The following is a 1,273-nucleotide window of genomic DNA, read 5'->3' as shown; positions in this document are numbered from 1 at the left end:
TGTTTGGACCGGAGACATCGCGAACAGGTGTGCGAGGACATCGCGAACAGTTTGCCATCCTATCGAGCAAGGGCATTGAGGTCGATGGTCTCTATTTTCTGATGTCTGAACCAGGCGTCGAAGACGCCGTCGGCAGCGGTTGGGCGAAAGGCGACGGGCTTTCCGGCGAAGGCCCTGCACAGGCGCACGCTGTGGCCGAGAATGGAGACGAAGCCATGCTGCTGAACGCGGCGGATGAGATCGTCCTTGGCATAGTCGAACGGCTCGACGAGGGTTTCGCGATACTGGCGCTGCGAGACGCGGTAGCGGTCGAGCGGCACGGCGCCGCCAAGCGCGTCGTGCGGACGCTCGGTGTTGTAGACGTGACGCCAGCGATCGAAGGCGTCCTGGGCCTTGGGGAGATCGGCAAAGGGCGGTCCCTGCAGCGCTTCGGCTTTGAGCGAGCGATGGAAGCGCTCGTCCTTGCCGAGCGTCTGCGGGTGGCAAGGCCTGGAATGGCTGACGGCGACGCCGGCCTCGATCAGCCAGACGGTGAGCAGCGTGAAATTGTTGCGGCCGCCGTCGCCCCAGGGCGGGCCGTTGTCGGTAGCGATACGCCACGGCAGGCCGTAGCGGCGGAAGGCGGCGATCAGCCGGGTCTTCACGGTTGCTGTGGTCTGGTCGGCGCAGGCCGACAGCGCGATCGAGAAGCGCGAATGGTCGTCGAGCACGGTGAGCGGATGCAGCCGACCGCCACGCAAGGCGACGTGGCCCTTGAAGTCCATCTGCCACAGATCGTTGGGAGCTTCGTGCTCGAAGCGGATGAAGGGCTGAGCCCCGCCGCCCAGCGCGCCCAGCTCGATGCCGTTGCGGCGCAGAATGCCGGTCACCGTCGAGGCCGCGGGCGTGCCGATGCCGTCGCGGGCGATGACGCGCGCGATCTTGCGTCCACCCCAAGCCGGATGCGCCGCACGCACCGAAAGCGCAGCCGCTTCCACCTCCGGCGCGCACTGCGCCGGGCTCGATCGCGGCCGCCGCGACTGCTCGGCCAGTCCTGCCTCGCCCTCGCTCCGGTAGCGCAAAAGCAGCTTGTGGCCGCACGTCCGTCCGATGCCGAAGCGCCGACACAACGCGCTCACATTCGCCCCCTCCGCCGAGGCCAGCCTCACGAACTCCAACTTCTGCTTCATCGCACTTCTGTCCTTGAATGGCATCCCGAACCCCCTCGCGCACAATGCGCAAAACTGTTCGCGATGTCCTCGCACACCTGTTCGCGATGTCTCCGGTCCAAACA

1 protein-coding gene is annotated in these 1,273 nt (G+C 66.5%); it reads right to left on the bottom strand.

Going from position 1 to position 1,273, the window contains the following annotated elements; genetic code table 11:
• Positions 1-59: 59 nt before the first annotated feature.
• Positions 60-1,193 (bottom strand): IS481 family transposase, encoded by a 1,134-nt coding sequence (locus AC0L2B_RS00215; protein ID WP_473743640.1) that lies wholly within the window; start codon positions 1,191-1,193, stop codon positions 60-62.
• Positions 1,194-1,273 lie beyond the last annotated feature (80 nt).

Source organism: Mesorhizobium sp. WSM4815 (assembly GCF_055811575.1).
This window is presented reverse-complemented; position numbering and strand designations above follow the sequence as displayed.

Bases quoted from the DNA above. Each gene is read 5' to 3' on its own strand.
- AC0L2B_RS00215 (WP_473743640.1), bottom strand. From the start codon at position 1,193: ATGCCATTCAAGGACAGAAGTGCGATGAAGCAGAAGTTGGAGTTCGTG.